The sequence below is a fragment of the Duganella sp. CT11-25 genome (assembly GCF_047302815.1).
Lineage (GTDB): Bacteria > Pseudomonadota > Gammaproteobacteria > Burkholderiales > Burkholderiaceae_D > Rugamonas.
Genome location: NZ_JBKBFD010000001.1, coordinates 4,065,654 through 4,089,656, shown reverse-complemented (window position 1 = coordinate 4,089,656; position 24,003 = coordinate 4,065,654). Strand labels below are relative to the sequence as shown.

Annotated in this window: 7 protein-coding genes; 3 read left to right on the top strand and 4 right to left on the bottom strand. The window is 67.9% G+C overall.

Features of this window, described 5'->3' with window-relative positions:
• Positions 1 to 9: 9 nt before the first annotated feature.
• The 3 genes from ACEN9F_RS17490 to ACEN9F_RS17480 all read right to left on the bottom strand — a co-directional run bounded on the left by ACEN9F_RS17490 (position 10) and on the right by ACEN9F_RS17480 (position 19,262).
• Complete coding sequence (locus ACEN9F_RS17490) at positions 10 to 885, bottom strand: glycosyltransferase (RefSeq protein ID WP_413421697.1); 876 nt, start codon at positions 883 to 885, stop codon at positions 10 to 12.
• Positions 886 to 906: 21 nt separating this feature from the next.
• Positions 907 to 4,107, bottom strand: coding sequence for a methyltransferase domain-containing protein (locus ACEN9F_RS17485; protein WP_413421695.1), 3,201 nt, complete (start codon positions 4,105 to 4,107; stop codon positions 907 to 909).
• A gap of 251 nt (positions 4,108 to 4,358) precedes the next feature.
• On the bottom strand, positions 4,359 to 19,262 hold the full coding sequence (locus tag ACEN9F_RS17480; RefSeq protein WP_413421693.1) for a beta strand repeat-containing protein: 14,904 nt from the start codon (positions 19,260 to 19,262) through the stop codon (positions 4,359 to 4,361).
• A gap of 207 nt (positions 19,263 to 19,469) precedes the next feature.
• Between ACEN9F_RS17480 and nudC the strand changes: the two genes are divergently transcribed.
• The 3 genes from nudC to ACEN9F_RS17465 all read left to right on the top strand — a co-directional run bounded on the left by nudC (position 19,470) and on the right by ACEN9F_RS17465 (position 22,235).
• On the top strand, positions 19,470 to 20,288 hold the full coding sequence (gene nudC / locus ACEN9F_RS17475) for an NAD(+) diphosphatase (RefSeq protein ID WP_413421691.1): 819 nt from the start codon (positions 19,470 to 19,472) through the stop codon (positions 20,286 to 20,288).
• Positions 20,289 to 20,349: 61 nt separating this feature from the next.
• Positions 20,350 to 20,916 (top strand): GTP cyclohydrolase I FolE, encoded by a 567-nt coding sequence (gene folE, locus ACEN9F_RS17470; RefSeq protein ID WP_413421689.1) that lies wholly within the window; start codon positions 20,350 to 20,352, stop codon positions 20,914 to 20,916.
• 5 nt (positions 20,917 to 20,921) lie between these two features.
• A complete protein-coding gene (locus ACEN9F_RS17465) occupies positions 20,922 to 22,235 on the top strand; it encodes a thioredoxin family protein (protein ID WP_413421687.1) in 1,314 nt (437 codons plus the stop codon).
• 68 nt (positions 22,236 to 22,303) lie between these two features.
• Here the strand turns inward: ACEN9F_RS17465 and ACEN9F_RS17460 are convergent, their stop codons facing one another.
• Positions 22,304 to 23,998: a M20/M25/M40 family metallo-hydrolase gene (locus ACEN9F_RS17460; protein WP_413421685.1), complete on the bottom strand. Its 1,695-nt coding sequence runs from the start codon at positions 23,996 to 23,998 to the stop codon at positions 22,304 to 22,306.
• Positions 23,999 to 24,003 lie beyond the last annotated feature (5 nt).

The window sequence follows — 24,003 nt, the reverse complement described above, 5'->3', positions numbered from 1 at the left end:
AGGGTGGGGTCACAGCAGCTTGCCGCGGTAGGCGGTGTAGCGCTCGAAGGCCTCGCCCATCTGCGGGAACACGCCGCCCAGGCGCTGGTTCACCGACACCAGCACCTCGTGCATGGCGAGCAACTCGTCACTGGTGATGGCGCCCGTCTCATGGGCCGAGACCGCCAGGTCGATGTAGTCGGAGAAGTTGTAGCCGAAGTGGGGATTGGAATGGGCGTTCGAATTCGACTGCAGGCGCTGGTCGTGGCGGAAATAGCTGAGTTCCTCGTCGACGTAGAACAGGGCGCCGTTCTCGGTGAAATTGATGTAGCTGGCGATGTCGGCCAGGCCCTTGGTGAAGTCATGGCTGCCGCGCTTGAACAACTGGTGCCAGCCCAGTTCCCACAGGCGGGCGCGGCGGAACATCACCGTGGCCAGCTCGCCGATATGGTTGGTCAGGTTCATCGCCATGTGGCGGTGCATATCGAGCCCGCTCATGTGGCCGCTGGCCTGGTAGGGGCGGCGCGTCTCCACCCGCATGTTCGAGATATCGATCACCTGCGAGGCCGAGAACACCAGCTGGATGTCCGGCGCCGACTGGAAGGCGGCCACCATGCGCTCGACGCAGAACGGGTGCAGCAGGTCGTCGTCGTACAGGGGCTTGATGAACTCGCCCTTGCCGGAGTAGAAGGCCGAGATCACGTTCTGCTCGCGCAGCGCGGTCGAGCGCTGGTAGATCACGCCCGGGAAGCGCTTGCAGATCTCGTGGATCTCCTCGGTCGGGCAATTGTCGCTGACCAGGATCTCGGTGTTCGGATAGGTCTGGCCGATCGCCGAGCGCAGGCACATCTCGAAGTGGGCCGGCTTGTAGGAGGGAATGACGATGCTGACTAGTGGAAAACTCATGACTCTCAAGCTCCTGAAGACTTAGGCCGCGACCGCGGTGATGATGTATTGCCAAGGCAGCGCGTCCTCGACCGCGACCACCGGATCGATGCCGCTGGCGCCGGCCATCATGCGGATCGCGGGCAGGTATTTCTCGCGCGCCGGCTCGTCGACGATGCGCGCGCTGCCGCCGCTGATCTGGAAGCCGGCCTGCTGGAACATCTCCAGCATCACGCCGCGGGTGAAGATGCGCTTGCGCGCCTTCTCGATGCCGCCGGGGCCGTAGCGCAGGTCGCCGGCGTTCAGGCGCGCCTGCAGGCTCCAGTGCTGGAAGTTGCGGATGGTGGCGACGATCTTGCCGCCCGGCGCGATGTTGGTGCGGATCTTCTGCAGCACCGTCCACGGATCGTCCATGTGCTCCAGCGCTTCGTCCAGCACCCAGCAATCGGCGCCGCGCACGTGGTCCCACAGGTCCGGGCCGGCGTGTTCGATGTCGAGGTTGAAGACGAAGTCGCAATGCGGACGGGCGGCCTGGGCCGGCGCCGGATCGGCTTCGACGCCGGTGTAGTTGCAGATCGGGTTGCGCTGCTTGTAGGCCTTGGCGAAGGCGCCGTCGCGGCAGCCCGCCTCGACGATCCGGCGCGCCTCCAGCGGCACGAACTGCAGCAGGTCGGTGTTGACCACGGCGGTGGCGCTCGGCAGGTCGTAGTGGTAGCCGCCGGTGCGGATCACGGTGCCCTGCCACGGGTGCTTGATGTAGTGCGGCGTCTTGTCGCCCTCGAAGTCGTCGCGCACCCACTGGATGTGCTTGAACAGATGGGTATTGCCGCTGTGGTTCAGGGCCAGCATGGTGGCGATCATCGGCGCGCCGTGCTTGATCGGCAGCGGCCACTGGCGCACCACCTCGATATTGGTCAGCATGCACGCTGGGTGCAGGTAGTTGATGGCGCCGTCCGGACGGTCGTAGCCCTGCTCGTTGACCGGCTGCGTGCTGCCGACGCCGTACATGCCGGGCAGCAGGTGCTCGTGCAGCGCTTCCAGGAAGCCGGCCTTGAGGATCTCGACGTCGGAATCGAGGAACAGCACCTCGCCCGACAGGCCGAGGTGGTTGATGGCCCAGGTCAGGCCGGGGCCGTGGTGGATGTTGTAGCCGAACGGGATGAACTCGACGTTGTCGTAGCCGTCGGTGATGGCGCGGATCTTTTCCGCCACGTCCGGGTTCGAGCCGTCGATGATGTAGACGCGGTTGGTGTAGAACTGGCGCAGCGTGCGCAGCAGCGCCTCGATCAGGTCCGGCGCGTTGTAGGACACGGTGACGATCGGGATCTGGTCGATGCGCACCGGCGCCGGCGGCGTCTCTTCCGACGGATGCACGGCGTGCTCGGGCACGGCCAGGCGCGGCGCGGCCGGCTTGGCGACCTTCTGCAGCACGGTCTCCAGGTTGCGCACGAAGCGCGGGCTGTCGAACAGCGCGCAGGTCATGCGGTTGGCCATCAGCTGGCGCTTCATCGAGGCGATGCGGGCCGGATCGGCGGCCAGCGCCACGGCCTTCTCTTCGTAGTCCTCGAAGTTATAGGTGATCAGCTGCGGCAGGTCGACCGCGCGCAGCAGGCTGCCGGCCATGCGCGACGAGAAGGTCTGGCCGGCGCAGGTCAGCAGCGGCAGGCCGGCCCACAGGGCGTCGCTGGCGGTGGTGCCGGCGTTGAACGGGTAGGTGTCGAGGAACAGGTCGGCCAGCTGGTAGCGCGCCAGGTATTCGGCCGGCACCGCGCGGCTGTTGAAGATGATGCGGTTGCGGTCGATGCCGGCCTGCTCGGCGTAGCGGTACAGGTTCTCGCGCACTTCCGGATAGTCGGCCACCAGCCACAGCACGCTGTTCGGCACGCGGCGCAGGATGTTCATCCACACGCTGAACAGGTCGGGCGTGAACTTGAAATTGTTGTTGAACGAGCAGAAGACGAACGCATCCTCCGGCAGGTTGACCGAGGCGCGGCTCGGCTTGGCCGCGATCAGGCGCTGGCGGTCGTTGATCTGGAAGGTGTCCGGCAGGTACAGCGGCTTCTCGGTGAAATGCTCGGCCATCTCCGGCGTGATCAGGAACTCGTCGGCCAGCACGTAGTCGACGCCCGGCAGGCCGGTGCTGCCCGGGAAGCCGAGGTAGGTCAGCTGCACCGGCGCCGGGCGGAAGGCCAGGATGTTCGGGCGCGCGCCCAAGGTCAGGCCGTGCAGGTCGACCAGGATATCGATTTCGTGGGCGCGGATGGTGCGCGCGGCCTGCTCGTCGGTCATCGCATCGATGCGGATGTAGTGGTCCATGGCCTTGACCACGCGGGCGCGGATCGGCGAGCCGTCCTCGCGGCTCCAGCTGAAGGCGTAGACCTCGAACTTGCTGCGGTCGTGCAGCTCATACAGCTCGGCGGTCAGGATCGACACCGCGTGCGAGCAGAAGTCCGACGACAGGTAGCCGATACGCAGGCGGCCGTGGCCATAGCCGTGGGCGCCGGTCAGCGGGGCGACGGCGGCGTTGACCTTTTCGTTGACGAAGCGGCGCGCGGCGGCCAGCTGCTGGGCCGGATCGCCGGACGCGCTCAGCATCGCCAGCGCCGAGGTGCCTTCCATCATGGTGGCGACCGAGATGTGTTCCAGGCCGCTGTAGACCGGCCACTCGCACTGCTTCTGGCGCAGGTGGACCCAGTGGGTCATCACGTTGGCCTGTTGCGGATCGACGCGCAGGCTCATGGCCAGCTTCTCTTCGGCCTCCGGGTAGCGCTTGCGGATTTCCAGCAGGCGGCCCAGGTTGTTCAGGGTTTGCACGTACAGGGTCGGATTGGTCTTGACGTCCGGCTCGATGGGATCGGTCAGGATGGTGTTCCACATCGCCAGCGCGTCGTCCGGGCGGCCGGTGCGTTCCAGCAGCGTGCCCAGGTTCAGGCGGGCCTCGATGAAGTGCGGATTCTGCGCCATCGCCTTGCGCAGCACCGCCTCGGCGCCGGCATCGTCGCCGGCGTTGGACAGCACCACGGCCAGGTTGAAGCAGGCGGCATAGATCAGCGGCGATTGGGAATGGTCGATCCAGGCGCGGTACAGGGCGATGGCGGCCGGCAGCTGGCCGCTTTCCTGCAGCACGGCGGCGGCGCCGAACAGGTCGCCGATCGACAGCGAGCCTTTGACGGCCATGGCCATGACGGTGCCCAGCGGGCTGTTATCGGTGGGGACGGATGCGGCAGGTGCTTGTGCGGTCATAGCTGAGCTTTGAGTTGGATCGGTCCGGCATGCGGCAAACGGCCCGCAGCGCCCTGAAAGGTAGGCACTATCATACCTTTTTGTCGCAGGGTAAGGTGCAACTTTTGGCTCTGGAGCAAGACCGTAAACCTCCGCCTGCTCAAGCGATAGGCAACTCCGGGGTCAGGTCCAGTTTCCGGACACGGGCTCTACCGTAGCGACGCTACGGTAGAGCCCGTGTCCGGAAACTGGACCTGACCCCGGAGTCGGGGTTAGCGGTTGGGGACGCTGAACCAGTTGCCGCCGTGGTCGGCGCCCGGGACGGCGTCGCGCTGGCTGGCGCCGAAGCCGGCCGCGCCTTGCAGGCCGTGCGCGCCGCGGTATTGCCTGAGCGCGTCGGCCAGCGCTTGCGCGCTGGTGTCGGCGGCCGCGGCCTCGCTTGCCGGCGGCGTCGTCAACTGTTGCGTCTGCGCCGCAGTCGGGACGGCGCTGGCCGCGCTGAAGCCGGCGATGGCGTTGCTCAGGCCGCTGACTTGTTGTTGCAAGGTGGCAGCCGTTGTTGCCGTATCTGCCGGTTTTTGCGCCAGGAACCAGACGTCGGCGCTGTCGTGCACGCTGCCGTCGGTGCTGGTGTAGCTCGACGTCAGGCCGATGGCGTTGCCGTTTTGTAGCGTCAGCGCCTTGTCGGCGCCGGTGCCGATGGCGGCGATCTTCAGCTGTTCCAGCGTTTTCAGCTCGTCCGCCTGGCTGATGCCGTCGGAGTTGCCGTCCACCCACACGCGCAGCGCGCCGTAGGCCGCGTCGGCGCTGGTGATGCTGCCGTCGCCGTTGCTGTCCAGCGCGGCCAGCGCGGCGTAGCCGTCGGCCGCCTTGCCGCCGCCGGCCAGCGCGGTGGCGCTGCCGAACAGCTCGCTGCCGTCGTTGATGATGCCGTCACCGTTGCGGTCCAGGGCCAGCAAGCCGTCGGTCGGGGCGACCCAGCCGGTGTTGACCGCCTGGCCCTGCGCCCGGATGTCGAAGCGCACGCCGGCCGCGATGCTGAGCGTGCTGACGCCGTTGCCGTCCAGGTCGAGCACCAGCGGCGTGGCGTAGTTGACCGACGAGGCGTTGAACGCCATCGTCTGCGTGACCGTCATCGCGGCGATCTGGGCGCCGGTGAAGGCGTCCGCCTGCGCCACGCTGAGCGCGGCCAGGCCGGCCGTGGCCAGCGCCGGTACCTGGGTGGCCGTGAAGGCGGCGATCTGGTCGTTGGTGAAGACGATCAGCTGGCTGGTCTTCAGGCCGGCGACCTGCGCCGTCGTCAGGCCGGCGATCTGGTTGGTGGACAGGTAGCCGACCTGCGCGTTGGTCAGCGAACCGAGCTGGCTGGTGCTCCAGGCGGCGATCTGCGCGGTGCTGAAGCCGTAGATCTGGGTCGCATCCAGCGCGCCGATCTGGGCGTTCTTCAGCGCCCCCATCTGGGTGGTGGTCAGCGCACCCGATTGCTGGCTGGTCAGCGCGGTCAGCTGGGTGACCGACAGCGTCTGGATCTGTGCCGTGGTCAGCGACTGCAACTGGTCCGAGCCGAGCACGCCCATCTGGTCGACCGTCAGCGCGGTGATCTGGCTGAGCTTGATCGATGCGATCTGGTCGGTGCTCAGCGCCTGGACCTGGGTGTTGGACAGCGCGGCCAGCTGGGTGGTGTTCAGGTAACCGATCTGCGCGGTGCGCAGCGCGGCGATCTGGCTGGTGCTCAGCGCGAACATCTGGTCGGCCGTCATCGCGCCCAGCTGGACGCTGGTGAGCGCCTGGACCTGGGCGGTATTCAGGCCCGGCAGCTGGCCCAGCGTGAGGCTGGCGATCTGCAGGCTGCCGAGGGCAGCGATGTCGGCCGTCAGCAGCGCGCCCAGTTGCTGCGTCGACAGCGAAATCACGGCGTTGACGCTCAGCGCGGCGGCCTGCTGCGTGCTCAGCGCCTGCAGCTGGTCGCTGCTGAGCACCGTCATCTGGCCGGCGTCGATGGCGGCCACCTGCGCCGTCTTCAGGCCGCGCACCTGGGCCGTGGTCAGCGCCACCGTCTGCGCGGTGGACAGGCCGGTGAACTGGCCGGCCGTCAGCGCCGCCAGGTCCTGGGTGTCGATGGCGGCGATCTGGTCGCTACCGAAGGCGGCGATCTGGTCGGCCGTCAGCCACGGCATTTGCGCGGTGGACAGGCCGGTGATCTGGGCCGTGGCCAGCGCGGCGATCTGGGCCGTGGTCAGGCCGGCGGCTTGCGCGGTGGTCAGCGCGGCGATCTGGGCGGTCTTGAGGGCCTGGATCTGGTCGCTGGTCAGCGCCGTGAGGCTGTCGATGCTGAAGCCATACGCCAGCTGCGCGGTGGTCAGCGCGGCGATGTGGTCGGTGTCCAGCGCCGCCACCTGGGCGGTGCCCAGGCCGTTGACCAGCTGGGCGGTGCCGAAGGCGGCGAACTGCGCCGTGCTCAGCGCGTTCAGCTGGCTGGCGGCCAGCGCGCCCACTTGCAGCGCGTTCAGCGCGGCCACCTGGCGCGTGCCCAAGGCGTTGAGGTCCACCGTTTCCAGCGCAATGACCTGGTCCGTGGTCAGCGAAGTGATCTGCTGCGTGCTCAAGGTCGCGGCCTGGGCGGTGCTCAGCGCGACGATCTGGTCGGTGGTCAGCGCCTGCACCTGGTTGGTGGTCAGGATCGACGCTTGCGCGGTGCGCAGCGCGGCGATCTGGTCGGTGGTCAGCGCGGCGATGCTGTCGGTGCCCAGGCCGTAGGCCAGTTGCAGCGTGCTCAGCGCACTGATGTGGGCGGCGTCCAGCGCGACCAGCTGGTCGGTGCCCAGGCCGTTGCTCAGCTGGCTGGTGGTCAGCGCCGCCAGTTCGGCCGTGGTCAGGCTGTTCAGCTGGTCGCTGCCGAGGGCGGCGATCTGGTCGCTGCCCAGCGCCACCATCTGGCGCGTGCTGAAGCTCGACAGGTCGATGGTTTCCAATGCCCTGACCTGGTCGGTGCCCAGCGCGGCCACCTGCTGCGTGGTCAGCGTCGCCGCTTGCGCGGTGCTCAGCGCGACGATCTGGTCGGTGGTCAGCGCCTGCACCTGGTTGGTGGTCAGGATCGACGCTTGCGCGGTGCGCAGCGCGGCGATCTGGTCGGTGGTCAGCGCGGCGATGCTGTCGGTGCTCAGGCCGTAAGCCAGCTGCTGCGTGCTCAGCGCGCTGATATGGGCGGCGTCCAGCGCCGCCACTTGCGCGGTGCTCAGGCCGTTGCTCAGCTGGCTGGTGGTCAGCGCGGCCAGTTCGGCCGTGGTCAGGCTGTTCAGCTGGTCGCTGCCGAGGACGGCGATCTGGTCGCTGCCCAGCGCCACCATCTGGCGTGTGCTGAAGCTCGACAGGTCGATGGTTTCCAGCGCCCTGACCTGGTCGGTGCCCAGCGCCGCCACCTGTTGCGTGGTCAGCGTCGCCGCTTGCGCGGTGCTCAGCGCGACGATCTGGTCGCTGGTCAGCGCCTGCACCTGGTTGGTGGTCAGCGTGGCCGATTGCGCGGTGCGCAGCGCGGCGATCTGGTCGGTAGTCAGCGCGGCGATGCTGTCGGTGGTCAGGCCGTAAGCCAGTTGCTGCGTGGTCAGTGCGCTGATATGGGCGGCGTCCAGCGCCACCACTTGCGTGGTGCTCAAGCCGTTGATGAGCTGGCTGGTGGTCAGCGCGGCCAGTTCGGCCGTGGTCAGGCTGTTCAGCTGGTCGCTGCCCAGCACGGCGATCTGGTCGCTGGTCAGCGCCACCATCTGGCGCGTGGCGAACGAGGCCAGGTCGGCCGTTTCCAGCGCGACGATCTGGTCGCTGGTCAGCGCGGCAACCTGCCTGGTGGCCAGCGCGGCCGCTTGCGCCGTGGTCAGCGCGGTGATCTGGGCGGTGCTCAAGCCGCTGCTGATCTGGTCGGTGGTTAGCGTCGACACTTGCGCGGTCGACAGCGAGGCCAGCTGGTCGGTCAGCAGCGCCTGCACCTGGTCGGTGGTCAGCTGGCTGAGCTGGGCCGTGGTCAGTGCGGCGAGATCGGCCGTTTCCAGCGCGGCGACCTGGTCGCTGCGCAGGGCGATCAGCTGCACGCTGCCCAGCGCGCGTACCTGCTGCGTGCTCAGCGCGACGATCTGGTCGGTGGTCAGCGCGCCGAACTGGTCGGACTGCAGGCTCTTGATGGCGCTGGTGCTGATGGCGACGAACTGGTCGCTGTTGAGCGCGGTCAGCTGGTCGGTGTTCAGCGAGCTCGCCTGGGTCGACGTCAGCGCCGCCACCTGCTGCGTGCTCAGGTGGGCGAACTGGTTGGCGGTCAGCGACGACAGCACTTGCGTGGTCAGGCCGCTGACGGCGCTGGTGGACAGCGCGTTCAACTGGTCGCTGGTCAGCGCGGCGAATTGCGCGCTGTTGAACATGGCCAGCTGGTTGCTGCGCAGCGTGACGAAGTCTTCGGTGGCCAGCGCGCTGACCTGGTCGCTGGTCAGCGCGCTGATCTGCGCCGTGCCCAGCGAGGTCACCTGCGCGGTGTTCAGCGCGACGATCTGGTCGGTCTGCAGGGCGGCGATCTGGTTGCTGCCCAGGCTGGCGAACTGCGCGGTGGCCATCACGCTGACCTGGTCGGTGGTCAGCGCCGCGATGTTGGCGGTGGTGATGGCGGCGATCTGCGTGGTCTTCAGCGCAACGAAGTCCGCCGTTTCCAGCGCGTCGAGCTGGTCGCTGCTGAGGGCGGCGACTTGCGCGGTGCTCAGCGACACGGCCTGGTCGCTGCTCAGCGCGACCATCTGGTCGGTGGTGATGGCGCCGAATTGGGCGGCGTTCAGCGCGCCGATCTGCGTGCTCGACAGCGTGACGAAATTGTCGGTGCTGATGGCGGCGATCTGCGTGCTGGTCAGCGCGTTGAGCTGGCGCGTGGCCAGGTTATCCATTTGCAGCGTGGTCAGCGCGGCGATCTGGTCGGTGGTCAGCGAGGCGGCCTGGGCCGAGGTCAGCGCGTCGAGCTGGCTGGTGGTCAGGTGCTGCAGCTGGTCCACCGTCAGCGAGGTCAGCTGGTTGGTGGTCAGCGCCGCCACTTGCGCCGTCTTCAGCGCTTGCAGGCCGTCGGTGCCGATCGCCTGGAACTGGTCGGTGCTCAGCGCGACCAGCTGGCCGCTGCTCAAGGTCGAGGCTTGCAGCGTGGTCAGCGCGCCGATGTGCGCCAGGTCCAGCTGGCTGATCTGTTGCGTGCCCAGCGCCAGGATCTGGCCGCTGGCCAGCGCGGCCAGGTCTTCCAGTTCCAGCGCCGCCAACTGGTCGGAGCTCAGCGCGGCGATCTGCGCAGTGGCCAGCTGGCTCACTTGCGCCGTGGTCAGCTGGATCACCTGGTTGCTGCCGAGCGCATTGAATTGCTTGGTGGTCAGCGCGTTCAGCTGGGCCGAGCCCAGGTTCTGCACCTGGTCGATCAGCAGCGCGTTCAGCTGGTCGCTGCCGAGCGCGATCAGCTGCGCGGTTTTCAGCGCGGCCAGGTCGTCGGTTTCCAGCGCCTGGATTTGCGTGGTGGTCAGCGCCGCCAGCTGCGCGCTGCTCAGCGCTTGCGCCTGCGCGGTGGTCAGTGCGGCGATGCGGTCGACCGTCAGCGCTTGCAGCTGGTCGCTGCCGAGCGCCAGGATCTGCGCGGTCTTCAACGCCGCCAGGTCGTCCAGTTCGATCGCGCCCAACTGGGTGGTGGTCAGCAGGGCGATTTGCGTCGTCGTCAGCAGGCCGAATTGTTGCGTGCTCAGCTGGATGATCTGGTCGGTGCCCAGCGCTTGCAGCTGGGCGCTGCTCAGCGCGCCGAGCTGGACCAGGCCCAGGCTTTGCAGCTGGTCGACCAGCAGCGCGTTCAACTGGTTGGTGCCCAGCGCGACGATCTGCGTCGACTTGAGCGCGGCCAGGTCGTCGGTGCTGAGCGCCTGCACTTGTGCCGAGGTCAGCGCCAGCAGCTGGTGGCTGCCCAGCGCCTGCGCTTGCGCGGTGGTCAGCACGGCGACGCGGTCCGGCGCCAGCGCCTGGATCTGATCGGTGCTCAGGATGGCGATCTGCGCGGTCTTCAGCGCGGCCAGGTCTTCCAGCTCGATGACGCTCAGCTGCCTGGTGGCCAGCGCCGCCACTTGGGCCGTGCCCAGCGCGGCGAACTGCTGCGTGGTCAGGCCGATGATCTGGTCGGTGTTCAGCGCCTGGACTTGCGCGCTGCTGAAGGTGTTGAGCTGGCCGGAGGTCAGCGCCTGCACCTGCGCCACCGCCAGCACGGCGATCTGGTTGCTGCCCAGCGCGGCCACCTGCGCGGTCTTCAGCGAGGCGACTTCATCGGTGGACAGTGCCAGCATCTGGTCCGTGCCCAGCACGGCGATCTGCGCGGTCGCCATATTGCCGAATTGCAGAGTGGTCAGGGACTGGATCTGGTCGGTGCTCAGCAGCACCACTTGCGCGGTGCTGAGGGCGGCGATCTGCGCGGTCTTCATCGCGGCCAGGTCTTCCAGTTCCAGCGCCTTGAGCTGGTTGCTGCTCAGCGCGGCGACGCCGTTGGTGCTGACGGCGCCGATCTGGCGCGTGGTCAGGGCGACGATCTGCGCGGTGTTCAGCGCGGCGATCTGGGCGGTGGTCAGGCCGGCGACCTGGGCCGTGGTCAGCGCCTGGATCTGGTCGGTGCTCAGGTTGCTCAGCGAGCCGAGCGCGGTCAGCTGCGCGGCGCTCATGGCGGCGAAGTCGTCGGTGCTCAGCGCGCCGATCTGGTCGGAGTTCAGCGCGGTCAGCTGGTCGGTGCTCATCGACGCCACCTGGCTGCTGGTCAGCGCGACGATCTGGTCGGTGCTCAGCAGCGCCACTTGCGCGGTGCGCAGCGCGTTGATCTGCGCCGGCTTCAGCGCCGCCACTTCATCGGTGTTGAGCGCGGCCAGCTGGCCGGTGGTCAGGCTGGCGATCTGGCCGGTGGCAAGGCCGCCGACCTGCAGCGTGGTCAGCGCGGTGATCTGCGAAGTCAGCAGCGACTGGAATTGCAGCGTGCTCAGCGAGGACAGCTGGCTAGCGGTCATGCCCTGCAGCTGGTCGGTGGTGATGGCGTCCAGCTGGGCGCTGCCCAGCGCCTGCAGCTGCGCGGTTTTCAGCGCGGCCAGGTCTTGCGTTTCCAGCGCCTGGATCTGGTTGCTGCCCAGCGCGCCGACTTGCTGCGTGCTCAGGTTGCCCACCTGCAGCGTGTTCAGGCCGGCGATCTGGGCGCTGTTCAACAGGACGATCTGGCTGGTGCTCAAGGCGGCCACTTGCGCCGTCTTCATCGCGGCCAGGTCGTCCGTTTCCAGCGCGGCCAGCTGGCCGGCGCTGAGTGCCTGCACCTGGCTGGTGGCCAGGTTGGCCGCCTGCAGCGTGGTCAGCGCGACGATCTGGTCGCTGCTCAGCGACTGGAACTGGCTGGTGCTCAGCGCACCCAGTTGTGCCGTGCTCAACGCGCGGAACTGGTCGGTCAGCAAGGCGTCGAGCTGGTTGTTGCTCAGCGCGGCCACTTGCGCGGTCTTCAGCGCGGCGATGTCGCCGCTGGTGAAGACCTGCAGCTGGTCGCTGCCAAGCGCGCTCAGCTGCGCCGTGCTCAGGCTGCCGATTTGCAGCGTGCTCATGGCGTCGGCCTGGGCGGTGCTCAGGCCGGCGATCTGGCCGGTGCCCAGCGCGGCGATCTGCGCCGTCTTCAGCGAAACGAAGTCGACGGTTTCCATCGCGTTCAGCTGCGCGCTGCCGAGGGCGGCGACTTGCTGGGTGCTCAGGTTGCTGACCTGCAGCGTCGACAGCGCGACGATCTGGTCGCTGTTCAGCGTGGCGACCTGACTGGTCTTGAGCGCGGCGATCTGCTGCGTCTTCATCAGCGCCAGCATGTCCGTGCCCAGCGCGACCAGCTGATTGCTGCTCAGCAGAGGGATGTGCGCGGTGGCCAGGTTGACGACTTGCAGCGTGCTCAGGGCGGCGATCTGCTCCGTGCTCAGCGCTTGCAGTTGCTGGCTGCCCAGCGCGGTCAACTGGGCGGTCGTCAGCGCCTGCACCTGGTCGCTGTTGAGCGCGTTCAGGCCGTCGCTGCCGAGGCCGGCGATTTGCGCAGTCCGCAGCGCGGCCAGGTCGCGCGTTTCGAGGGCGGCGATCTGGCTGGTGGTCAGCGCGGCCAGCTGTTGCGTGGCCAGGCTGGACATCTGCAGCGTGGTCAGCGCGACGATCTGGTCGCTGGTGAGCTGGCCGACCTGGGCGGTGGCCAGCGCGGCCAGCTGCGCGGTCTTCAGCGCGGCGAAGTCGTCCTCTTCCAGCGCCCGCAACTGGTCGCTGCCGAGGGCGGTGATGTGGGCGGTGCTCAGATTGCTTGCTTGCAGCGTGGTCAGCGCGGCGATCTGCGCCGTGTCCAGCGCGCGCAACTGGCTGGTGCCGAGGGCGGCGATCTGGGCCGTGGTCAGCGCTTGCAATTGTTCGCTGCTCAGCGCGTTCAGGCTGGCGGTGCCGAGGCCGGCGATCTGCGCGGTCAGCAGGGCGGCCAGGTCGCGCGTTTCAATGGCGGCGATCTGGTCGCTGCTCAGGGCGGCCAGCTGGCGCGTGCTGAGGCCGGCGAACTGCTGGGTGTTCAGTGCGACGATCTGGTCGGTGCCGAGCTGGCTGATCTGGCCGGTGGTCAGGGTGGCCAGTTGCGTCGTTTTCAGCGCGGCCAGGTCGCGGGTTTCCAAGGCCAGCAGCTGGTCGCTGCCCAGGGCGGCGATTTGCGCGGTGCCCAGGTTGCTTGCCTGCAGCGTGCTCAGCGCAACGATTTGATCGGTGCTCAGCGCGCGCAGCTGGCCGGTGCTCAGCGCGGCCAGTTGGGCCGTGGTCAGCGCCTGCAGTTGATTGCTGTCGAGCGCGTTGAGGCTGTCGGTGCCCAGGCCGGCGATCTGCGCGGTCTGCAGGGCGGCCAGGTCGCGGGTTTCGATGGCGACGATCTGGGCGGTGGTCAGGGCGGCCAGCTGGCGCGTGCTGAGGCCGGCGAATTGCTGCGAGCTCAGCGCGACGATCTGGTCGGTGCCGAGCTGGCTGATCTGGCCGGTGCCCAGCGCGGCGATCTGCGCGGTCTTCAGCGCGGCGAGGTCGGCGGTTTCCAGCGACAGCAGCTGATCGGTCGTCAGCGCGGCGATCTGCGCGGTGCTCAGGTTACTCACCTGCAGCGTGCTCAGAGCGATGATCTGCGCCGTGTCCAGCGCGCGCAGCTGGTTGGTGCTCAGCGCGGCCAGTTGGGCCGTGGTCAGCGCCTGCACTTGCTTGCTGTCGAGCGCGTTCAGGCTGTCGGTGCCCAGGCCAGCGATTTGCGCGGTCGGCAAGGCGGCCAGGTCGCGGGTTTCGATGGCGACGATCTGGTTGGTGGTCAGCGCGGCCAGCTGCTGGCTGCTCATGGCGGCGAACTGTTGCGAGCTCAGCGCCACGATCTGGTCGGTGCCGAGTTGGCGTACCTGGGCGGTGCCCAGGGCGGCGACCTGCGCGGTTCTCAGCGCGGCCAGGTCGGCGGTTTCCAGCGCCTGCAGCTGATCGCTGCTCAGCACGGCGATTTGCGCCGTCGTCAGATTGCTTGCCTGCAGCGTGCTCAGTGCGGCGATCTGGTCGGTGCCCAGGGCCAGCACTTGCGCGCTGCCCAGCGCGGCGGTTTGCTGGGTCTTCAGCACGGCCAGCAGGCCGAGGTCCAGCGCGGCGATGGCGGCGGTGCTCAGGCCGGCCATCTGGTTCGAGGTCAGCGCGACCAGGTCGGCCGTTTCCATGGCGTTCAGCTGGTCGGTCGACAGCGCCGCCAACTGGCGGGTCGACAGCGCGCTCGCCTGCAGCGACGTCAGCGCGATGATCTGGCTGGTGGTGACGGCGGCGATCTGGCCGGTGCTCAGCGCGTTGAGCTGGCTGGTCTTCAGCGCGGCCCAGTCGGCGGTGGTCAATACCGCGACCTGGTCGGTCAGCAGGTAGGTGATCTGCGCGGTGCTGAAGGCGTTCACCTGCGCCGTGGTCAGCGCGCCCAGCTGCTTGCTGCTGAGGATCTGGATCTGGTCCGAACTCAGTTGCGCGATCTGTTCGGATTTCAGCGCGGCGATCTGGTTCGGCGTCAGCGTGGCGATGCCCTTGGTGCCCAGGCCCAGCAGCTGGCTGGTCTTCAGCGCGCCGAAGTCCTGCGTTTCCATCGCGTTCAATTGGTCGGTGGACAGCGCGTTCAGCTGGTCCTGCGTCAGCGCGGCGGCCTGGGCCGTGGTCAGCGCGACGATCAGGTCGGTGTTCAGGGCGCCGACCTGGTTCGAGGTCATGGCGACGATCTGCGCGGTCTTCAGCGCGGCGAAGTCGCGCGTTTCCAGCGCGTTGACCTGGTCGGTGGACAGCGCGGCGATGGCGCGCGTGGCCAGCGTGCCGATCTGCGCGGTGCTCAAGGCAACGATCTGGTCGGTGGTCAGCGCCGCGACCTGGCCGGTGGCCAGGGCCACCAGCATATTGGTGGTCAGCGCGGCGACTTGTCCGGTGGTCAGCGCGGCGACGGCGTTGCTGCTCAGCGCGGCCACTTGCTGCGATTGCAGCGCGGCCAGGTCGGCGCTCTGCATCACGGCGACTTGTTCGGTGCTCAGCGTCGCCACCTGGGCGGTGGTCAGCGTCGCCACTTGCTGCGTGCTCAGGGCGACGATCTGCGCGCTGTTCAGCGCGGCGATCTGGGCGGTGCCGAGGGCGGCGGTCTGGCTGGTCTTCAGCGCGGCCAGGTCCTGGGTTTCCAGCGCGTTCAACTGGTCGGTCGACAGCGCGGCGATCTGGCGCGTGGTCAGCACGGTGCTTTGCGCGCTGGTCAGCGCGACGATCTGGTCGGTCGTCACGGCGGCCAGCTGGCCGGTGCCGAGCGCGCCCAGCACGGCCGAGGTCAGCACGGCGAATTGCGCGGTGGTCAGCGCCGCCACGGCATCGCTGCCCAGCGCGGCGGCTTGCTGCGACTGCAGCGCGATCAGGTCGGCGGTCTGGATCGCGGCGACTTGTTCGGTGCTCAGCGCGGCCACTTGCGCGGTGGTCCATGCGGCCACGTGCTGCGAGCCCAGGCCGGCGATTTGCGCGGTGCTCAGCGCGGCGACCTGGGCGGTGCCCAGGGCCACGGTCTGGCTGGTCTTGAGCGCGGCGAGGTCCTGCGTTTCCAGCGCGTTCAACTGGTCGGTCGACAACGCGGCGATCTGGCGCGTGCTCAGCACGGTGCTTTGCGCGGTGGTCAGCGCGACGATCTGGTCGGTCGTCAGCGCGGCGACCTGGGCGGTGCCGAAGGCGCTCAGCACGGTCGAGGTCAGCGCGGCGAATTGCGCGGTGGTCAACGCCGCCACGGCATTGCTGCCCAGCGCGGCGGCCTGCTGCGATTGCAGCGCGGCCAGGTCGGCGCTCTGCAGCGCGGCGACCTGGTCGGTATTGAGCTTGGCGATTTGCGCGGTGCTCAGCGCGGCCACCTGCTGCGAGCCGAGGCCGACGATCTGCGCGGTGTTCAGCGCGGCGATCTGGGCGGTGCCGAGGGCGGCGATCTGCGCGGTCTTGAACGCGGCCAGGTCTTGCGTTTCAAGCGCGTTCAGCTGGTCGGTGGTCAGGGCGGCGACCTGGCGCGTGGTCAGCGCGCCGCTTTGCACGGTGGTCAGCGCGACGATCTGGTCGGTCGTCAGCGAGACGATCTGGCCGGTGGTGAAGGACCCCAGCACGGTGGTGCTCAACGCGGCGAACTGCGCGGTGGTCAGCGCGTTGACGGCGGCGCTGCTCAGTGCGGCGACCTGCTGCGATTTGAGCGCGGCCAGCGCCGACGGCTGCATGGCGAGGATTTGGTCGGTGCTCAGCACCGCCACTTGCTGCGTGGTCAGCACCGACACTTGCAGCGAGCTCAGGCCGCCGATCTGGTCGGTGCCCAGCACGTCGAGCTGGCGGGTGGTCAGCGCGGCGATCTGCGCGGTGGTGAGCGCGGCGAGGTCGCGGGTTTCCAGCGCGACGATCTGATCGGTGCTCAGCGAGGCGACTTGCTGCGTCGTCAGCGTTGCGGCCTGGGCCGTGGTGAGGCTGAGGATCTGGCCGCTGTTCAGCGCGCCCAGTTGCTTGGTGGTCAGCGTCGACAGCTGGGCCGTGGTCAGCGCGGCGACCTGGCCGGTGCCGAGCGCGGCGATGTTGCTGGTGCTCAGTCCGACCAGCTGCTGGGTGCGCAGCGCGGCCAGGTCGGCCGTTTCCAGCGCGGCCAGCTGGTCGGTCGACAGCGCCGCCAGTTGTTGCGAGCTCAGCGCGTTGGCTTGGGCGGTGGTCAGTGCGACGACCTGGTCGGTGCTCAGCGCGGCCACCATGCCGGTGGCCAGCGCGGCGATCTGCTGGGTCTTCAGGCTGGCCAGCGTGGCGGTGTTCAGGGCGGCGGTTTGCAGCGTCGACAGCGTGGCGATGTGCTGGGTGCCGAGACCGGCGGCCTGGGCCGTGGTCAGCACGGCGACCTGGTCGCTGCCGAGGGCGGCGATCTGCCTGGTTTGCAAGGCGGCGATCTGGGCCGAACCCAGCGCGGCGATCTGGCTGCTGTCCAGCGCGGCGATGCCGGCGGTGCCGATGACGGCCACTTGCTGCGAGCGCAGCGCGGCCAGGTCCTGTGTTTCGAAGGCGGCGATCTGCGCGCTGCCGAAGGCCGCGACTTGCTGCGTGCCCAGGCTGGCGGCTTGCGCGGTGGTCAGCGCGGCCAGCTGGTCGCTGCCCAGCGCGGTCAACTGCGCGCTGCCCAGCGCGGCCAGTTGCTGGGTCTTCATCGCGGCGATGTCGCGGGTTTCGATCGCGGCGACCTGGGCGCTGCTCAGGGCCAGCACCTGCGCGGTTTGCAGCGCGGCGATCTGGGCGGTGTTCAGCGCGACGATCTGGTCGGTGCTCAGCGTGCGCACCTGGGCGCTCGGCATGGCGGCGATCTGCGCGGTGGTCAGCGCGGCGATCTGGTCGGTGCTCAATACGGCGGTGGTGGCGGTGCTCAGCACGGCGACCTGCTGGCTCTTGAGCGCGGCGAAGTCCTGGGTTTCCATCGCGGCCAGCTGGGCGCTGGACATCTTGCTCAACTGCTGGGTGGTCAGCGCCGTCACTTGCGCGGTGGTCAATGCGACGATCTGGTCGGTGCTGAGGGCGGCGAATTGCGCGCTGGTCAGCGCGGCGACCTGCAGCGTACCCAGGCCGGCGATCTGGTCGGTGCCCAGTGCGCCGATCTGGGCGGTGGTGAGGGCGGCGATCTGTGCGGTCTTGAGCGCGGCGAGGTCGCGGGTTTCCAGGGCGGCGACCTGGTTGCTGCGCAATGCCGCCACTTGCTGCGTGGTCAGCGAGGTGGCCTGGGCCGTGGTCAGGCTGAGGATCTGGCTGCTGTCCAGCGCGGACAACTGGCCGGTGGTCAGCGTCGACAATTGCGCCGTGGTCAGCGCGGCGACCTGGTCGGTGCTGAGCGCGGCGAGGTTGTTGGTGTTCAGTCCGACCAGCTGCTGGGTGCGCAGCGCGGCCAGGTCGGCCGTTTCCAGCGCGGCGATCTGGCTGGTGGACAGCGCGGCCAGTTGTTGCGAGCTCAACGCGTTGGCTTGCGCGGTTTTCAGCGCGACGATCTGGTCGGTGGTCAGGGCGGCCACCATGCCGGTGGCCAGCGCGGCGATCTGCTGGCTCTTCAGGCTGGACAGGGTGGCGGTGTTCAGCGCGACGGTCTGCAGCGTCGACAGCGCGGCGATGTGCTGGGTGCCGAGGCCGCTGGCCTGGGCCGTGCTCAGCACGGCGACTTGGTCGCTGCCCAGGGCGGCGATCTGCCGGGTTTGCAGCGCGCCGATGTGCGCCGAGGTCAGCGCGGCGACCTGGCTGGTGCCGAGCGCGGCAATACCGGCGGTGGTGATGACGGCCACTTGCTGCGAGCGCAGCGCGGCCAGGTCCTGGGTTTCCAGCGCGGCGACTTGCGCCGTGCTCAGGGCGGCGATCTGCTGCGTGCCGAGGTTGGATGCCTGGGCCGTGGTCAGCGCGGCGATCTGGTCGCTGCCCAGCGCGCCCAGCTGTGCACTACCCAGCGCGGCCAGTTGCTGGGTCTTCATCGCGGCGATGTCGCGGGTTTCGATCGCGGCCAGCTGGGTGCTGCTCAACGCCAGCACTTGCGCGGTTTGCAGCGCGGCGACCTGGGCCGTGGTCAACGCCACGATCTGGTCGGTGCTCAGCGTGCGCACCTGGGCGCTCGGCAGGGCGGCGATCTGCGCGGTGGTCAGCGCGGCGATCTGGTCGGTGCCCAGCACGGCGGTGGTGGCGGTGCTCAGCGCGCCCAGCTGCTGGCTTTTCAGCGCGGCAAAGTCCTGGGTTTCCATCGCGGCCAGCTGGGTGCTGGACATCTGGCCCAGTTGCAGCGTGGTCAGCGCGACGGTTTGCGCGGTGGTCAGCGCCACGATCTGGTCGGTGCTGAGGGCGGCGAATTGTTTGGTGGTCAGCGCGGCGATCTGCGCGGTCTTCAGCGCGGCAAAGCCGTCGGTGCCGAGCGCGGCCAGTTGCGCGGTGCTCAGGGCGCCGATCTGGAGGGTCGACAGGCTGGTGGTCTGCGCCGTGCGCAGCGCCGCCACTTGGCCGGTGGTCAGCGCGCCCAGCTGGTCGGTGCCCAGCGCGTTCAGCTGCAGCGTGGTCAGCGCGTTGATGTCTTCGGTGTCGATGCTGGCCAGTTGGCCGCTGCCGAGGGCGGCGATCTGGCGGGTTTGCAGCGCGACGGCCTGGCCGGTGCTCAGCGCGACGATCTGGTTGCTGCCCAGCGCGCGCAGCTGCGCGGTGCTGAGGGCGACGATCTGCGCGGTTTTCAGCGCGGCGATGTCGTCGGTCTCGAGCACGGCGACCTGGGCCGTGGTCAATGCGCCGACCTGGGCCGTGGCAAGCGCGGCGAACTGGTCGGTGGTGAGGCCGGCGGTCAGCTGCGCCGTGGTCAGCACGGTCATCTGCGAGGTGGTCAGCGACTGTACCTGTTTCGTGGAGAAACCCGTGCTGAGCTGCAGCGTACTGAGCGCCTGCAGGCTGGCGACGGTCAATGCCCGTATCTGGTTGCTGCCGAAAAATCCCAGCTGGTCCGTGGTCCATGCGCTCATCTGCAAGGTCGACAGCAGCGCGACGTCGGACGTCAGCATGCCGGCAATCTGCATGGATTGAAGGCTACGGATTTGATCGGTATTTAAATCGGATACTTGCAGTGTCATAAAATAATCTCCCCACGGAAATATATAGTACCGCCAAACGGGCTTATGCAGAGAGAAAGCGCCTAAAAGTAGTTCAAATCTTGGCCTGAAAACAATGACTTAGCATCGTTTTTGTCATCAGCTTGTCATCAATTTCGATATACCAAAATAAGCAATTAGGAAACACTGTAAGATTATGTTTCGCCATCATCCTTTATTCCCCCCGCTATGCTGCATACGCCCGCCACATTTACCCCCGTGATACGTCCCCAAGACCATGAGCAAGCCCTGACCTTCGTGGTCCACCGGGGGGAGTTGCTTTTACGCAACAGTATTCTAGGCTTGCCGGACGCGGCGGACGTGGCCGCGCTGGCGTTGGCGCCGGAGCGCATCCACGCGCTGGGCCTGCTGGAGGGGCGCTACTACCAGATGGCGTGGCTGGACGAGGCGGCGTCGCCGGGGCCGGAATACGGCTATCACGGCCTGCGTTCGCTGTTCGGCGTGGTGGACGATGGCTTCCTCGGGCTGGCCAGCCGGGCGCTGCAACTGGCCGAATGGGCGCGCACCCACCGCTATTGCGGCGTGTGCGCGACGGCCATGCAGCAGCTGGAAGGCGAGCGCTGCTACAAATGCCCGGCTTGCGGCCACAGCGCCTACCCGCGCATTTCGCCGGCCATGATGGTGTTGATACGCAAGGGCGACTCGGTGCTGCTGGCGATGCACACCAATTCGCCGTACAAGCGCTACACGGCGCTGGCCGGTTTCCTGGAGGCGGGCGAATCGATCGAGGAAGCCATCCACCGCGAGGTCTACGAGGAAGTCGGGCTGCGGGTGCACAACCTGCGGTATTTCGACAGCCAGTCGTGGCCGTTCCCGCATTCGCTGATGATCGCCTACACGGCCGACTACCTGGACGGCGAGATCCGCATCGACGAGAGCGAAATCGCCGACGCGCGCTGGTTCGGGCCGGGCGACGAATGGCCGGATCTGCCGATCAAGGTGTCGGTCGCGGCGAAGTTGGTCGACGCCCACCGGCCCAAGCCTTAGCCGATGCGGACCGGCGGTTTTCTATATACTGTCGGCAATCGTAAAAAAAAGGTGTTTCATCATGTCTCAAGAAGAATTCTCGGAAAACGACTGGCGCCGCCTGCTGGCCAGCTTCGGTGAAGATCCGAACCGTCCCGGCCTGCTGGAAACCCCGGCCCGCGTGACCAAAGCGTGGAAACACTGGACCTCCGGCTACGGCCAGGACCCGGTCGAACTGCTGAAGGCGTTCGAGGACGGCGCCGAGCAATACAACGAACTGATCGTGGTGCGCGGCATCCCGGTCTACAGCCACTGCGAACACCACCTGGCGCCGTTCTTCGGCAAGGCCACGGTCGGCTACGTTCCGAACGGCAAGATCGTCGGCCTGTCCAAGCTGACCCGCCTGGTGGACTGCTTCTCCAAGCGGCTGCAGGTGCAGGAACGCATGACCATGCAAATCGCCAACGCGCTGATGGAAGTGCTGGAGCCGAAGGCGGTCGGCGTGGTCGTCAAGTGCCGCCACCTGTGCATGGAAAGCCGCGGCATCCGCACGCCGGGCGAAGAAACCGTCACCTCGGCCATGCTGGGCGAGTTGCAGCCCAACCTGGCGATGCGCACCGAATTCCTGGCACTGGCCCGCGAGAGCTAGGCGGCATGGCGGCGATCGCATGGTTCAACGGCGACCTCGACGCCGCTTTTGCGCTGGCGCGCGCGCAGCAGCGTCCGCTGTTCCTGTACTGGGGCGCGGTCTGGTGCCCGCCGTGCAACCGCGTCAAATCCGACATTTTTGCGCGCGACGAGTTCATCCGGCGCAGCGCCTCGGTGCTGTGCTTCCATCTCGACGGCGACAGTGCCGGCGCGCAGGCGCTGGCCGCGCGCCACCGGCTGCGCAGCTATCCGACGCTGGTGTTGTTCGCGCCGGACGGCGGCGAAATCACGCGCCTGCCGTGCGAACTGGACGGCGAACTGTTCGCGGCCGCCTTCGACGCCGCGCTGGCCGTGCATGCGGCCGGTTCCGGCGCGGCGGCGGCCATGCAGGCCGCGTTGTCCGGCGCGCGCGCGCTCAGCGCCGACGAATGGTCGCTGCTGAGCCACTATTCCTGGGACACCGACGAAGGCAAGCTGCTGGGCGCGCGCGAACTGGCGGCGACCTTGTCGGCGCTGGCCGCCGCCGCGCTGGCTGGCGCCAATGCCGACGCCGCCGTGCGGCTGCAACTGCACGCGCAACTGGCGGCGGGCAGGGCCGATGCGGCGGCCTTGCTGGCGGTGTTCAGCGATGCGCGCCTGGCGCGCTCCAACATGGACATCCTCGGCAACAGCGGCATCAACCTGATCAAGATCGCCAGCCGCCGCGAGGAACTGGTGGCCGCCCTGAGCGGCACGGCGGCGCAATGGGCCGACGACTTCTGGCTCAGCGCGCCGGACCGCTTGACGGCGGTGCGGCTGCAGATGCGCCTGGCGCGCCTGCTGGCGCCGACGCAAGGGCTGCAGGAACAGGTACGCCAGCGGGTGGAGGCCGCGTTGGCCGAAGCGAGCGATCCCTACGAGCGCCACACGCTGGTCAACACGGCGGTCAGCGCGCTCAACGACGCCGGCCTGGCCGCGCAGGCGGAGCAAGTGCTGCTGGCTGAATTGCCGCGTTCACACGCCCAGTACTACTTCATGCTCAGCCTGGCGAGCAGCGCCAAGCGGCGCGGCGACACGGCGGACGTGCTGGCGTGGTATGGCAAAGCATGGCAAGCCGCCGTCGGCCCCGCCACGCGGCTGCAATGGGGCGTGACCTACCTGGGCAGCCTGATCGAACTGGCGCCGCAGGACGCGGCGCGCATCGCGCAAGCCACACAAGGCCTGCAAGCCGACATCGCCGCCGCCGGCGCCGACGCCTACCAGCAGCGCAACCTCGCGCAACTCCAAAAGCTGGAAAAACTCGGTGTCAGTGCCGACATTCGGACACGAGCCCAGCTTTAATCCGCTGATACGGTTGAGTTTGTGTCCGAATGTCGGCACTGACACCGCGGTTTGACACCGCGGTTTTTTTAGCGGCGCTGGAATTCGGCGCCGGCTTTCCATTTCGGCTGGTCTTTGCTTTGCGCGGCCTGGTAGCCGGCCTGGAACAGCAGTTCGATGTCTTCCACCGCGCCGCCGGTGTCCCATTTCGGCTGCACGGTGTCGTTGACCGTGTGGTATTGGTTCGCGGTGTAGTGCAGCAGCTTTTCCTTGCCGTAGGCGGCGGGCTTGCCGATGTAGTTGATGCTGCTGCGCAGGTAGATCACCGGTACGCCGGCCCGCGCAAATTCAAACTGGTCGCCCCGGTAGTAGCTGCCGTAATCGACATTGCTGTCCGGCCGCACCGCGCGTCCCTGCTGCTCCGCGACGGCGGCGACGATGTCGTCGGCGCTGGATTTGCCCATGCCGCTGAGCTCGACATCGCGTGTCCGGCCCCACATATTCAAGCCGTCGACGTTGATGTTGAGTACCGTCTTGCTGATCGGGTAGAGCGGATTGCGCGCGTAGTATTGCGCCCCCAGCAGGCCGCGCTCTTCCGCCGTGGTGAGCACGAACAGGATGGTGCGCTTGGGCGCGGTCGGCAGCGACTTGTAGGCCCTGGCGATCTGCAGCAGCGCGGCGACGCCGCTGGCGTTGTCCACCGCACCGTGGAAGATCTGCTGCGTGCGCGGGCCCGGCAGCGTTTCATCGATGCCGAAATGGTCCCAGTGCGCGGTGTAGAGCACGACCTCGTTTTTCAATTGCGGATCGGAACCCGGTAGCTTGGCCACCACGTTGTGCGAGGCCAGGTCGCGCCAGGCGTTCGGCATGGCGAGCTTGAGCTTGAGACCCAGCGGCACCGGCGTGAAGCCGCGCGACAGCGCCTGCTTCTTCAGCGTCTCGAAGTCGAAGCCGCCGGCCTTGAACAAGGCGCGCGCGCGGTCCTGCTGCAGCCAGCCCGGCACGGCCGGCAAGTCCGGCGCCGGCGTCTTGCTCTTGATGGCGAAATTCTCGCGGCCCCAGCTGTTGACCACCACTTCGTACGGATAGGTCGCGGCCTTGGTCTCGTGCACGATCAGCGCGGCGGCCGCGCCCATCTTCGCGGCCATCTCGAACTTGTAGGTCCAGCGCCCGTAGTAGGTCATGGCGCTGCCGCCGAAGACGGCCGGGTCCAGCAGCTTGGGGTGTTTGGGGTCGGGCACCGGCGGGTCGTTGATCAGCATGACCAGCGTCTTGCCTTTCAGGTCGGCGCCCTTGTAGTCGTCCCATTTGAATTCCGGCGCCTGCACGCCGTAGCCGACAAACACCAGCTCCGAATCGGCGATCTCGATTTTCTTTTCCGCGCGCGCGGTCCAGGCCACGTAGTCGTCGCCGAACGTCAGGGGCGTGACCTGACCGTCCTTGCTATAGCTCAGCACCGGATGGCTGGAGATGCCGACCAGCGGCACCGCCTGCAGATAAGTGCCGTCCGGGTTGCCCGGCTCCAGGCCCAGCTTCTTGAATTGCTGTTGCAGATAGTCGATGGTGACCGCTTCGCCATGCGTGCCGGGCGCGCGGCCCTCGAACTCGTCCGAGGCCAGCGTCGTGATCTGGTCCAGCAGCGTGGCGCCGTCGATTTTTTGCAAGGCCGCGTCCATGATCTGGGCCGGTGTCAGCGGTTTCGCGACCTTGTGCACCTTGGGCGTGGCTGCATGGGCATGGCTTATGCAGAACGCCAACAGGGCTGTTGGCAGAATCAGTTTCATGGAAG

Bases quoted from the DNA above. Each gene is read 5' to 3' on its own strand.
- ACEN9F_RS17460 (WP_413421685.1), bottom strand. From the start codon at position 23,998: ATGAAACTGATTCTGCCAACAGCCCTGTTGGCGTTCTGCATAAGCCAT.
- nudC (WP_413421691.1), top strand. From the start codon at position 19,470: ATGCTGCATACGCCCGCCACATTTACCCCCGTGATACGTCCCCAAGAC.
- ACEN9F_RS17490 (WP_413421697.1), bottom strand. From the start codon at position 885: ATGAGTTTTCCACTAGTCAGCATCGTCATTCCCTCCTACAAGCCGGCC.
- folE (WP_413421689.1), top strand. From the start codon at position 20,350: ATGTCTCAAGAAGAATTCTCGGAAAACGACTGGCGCCGCCTGCTGGCC.
- ACEN9F_RS17480 (WP_413421693.1), bottom strand. From the start codon at position 19,262: ATGACACTGCAAGTATCCGATTTAAATACCGATCAAATCCGTAGCCTT.
- ACEN9F_RS17485 (WP_413421695.1), bottom strand. From the start codon at position 4,107: ATGACCGCACAAGCACCTGCCGCATCCGTCCCCACCGATAACAGCCCG.
- ACEN9F_RS17465 (WP_413421687.1), top strand. From the start codon at position 20,922: ATGGCGGCGATCGCATGGTTCAACGGCGACCTCGACGCCGCTTTTGCG.